Origin of the sequence: Burkholderia sp. SIMBA_051 (assembly GCF_046534915.1) — a bacterium.
In the GTDB taxonomy this organism is placed as follows: domain Bacteria; phylum Pseudomonadota; class Gammaproteobacteria; order Burkholderiales; family Burkholderiaceae; genus Burkholderia; species Burkholderia ambifaria.
The window spans coordinates 1-406 of sequence record NZ_JAWRXS010000069.1; the positions used below are offsets into that span (position 1 = coordinate 1).

1 protein-coding gene is annotated in these 406 nt (G+C 59.6%); it reads right to left on the reverse strand.

What is annotated here, in order from left to right; all coding sequences use genetic code 11:
• Positions 1-93 precede the first annotated feature (93 nt).
• Positions 94-351, reverse strand: a complete 258-nt coding sequence (locus tag SB771_RS33575; RefSeq protein ID WP_410721864.1) for a hypothetical protein — start codon at positions 349-351, stop codon at positions 94-96.
• Positions 352-406 lie beyond the last annotated feature (55 nt).

Consider the following 406-nt stretch of genomic DNA (forward strand, 5'->3'; position numbering starts at 1 on the left):
GTTACGGTAGCGCCCGGCATACCGCCTTATGCATCGGCCCCATGACGCGCTAACGCATACATGAGGCCGTTTGTCAATAGTGTATAGGACTACTTAGTGGTTAACAACACCAGTCTCAAGACGGCACACCTCTGCCGACTCGCCCGCGGCGTCCACGACGCTGATGACCGTCTCCAGCAGCCCGCCCGCCATCGCGCAACTGCGCAGCTCGATCATTCCGCCTGCGTTGAGCACGTCCGAGCAGTTCGCGTAGTGCTGGGGATTCTCGACGCGCAATTGATCGAACGCGGCTTGAAACAGGTTCTTCACAGCGCCCTGATACTCGGCGATGGTCTTTTCGGTCGTGTTCATCGATCAAACCTCCAGGTGCGTTTCTCGACGGCTTTGCGCGCCGCCGCTACGGAGG

What these genes read in the sequence shown, in the direction of transcription:
- SB771_RS33575 (WP_410721864.1), bottom strand. Translation starts at nt 351, where the DNA reads ATGAACACGACCGAAAAGACCATCGCCGAGTATCAGGGCGCTGTGAAG.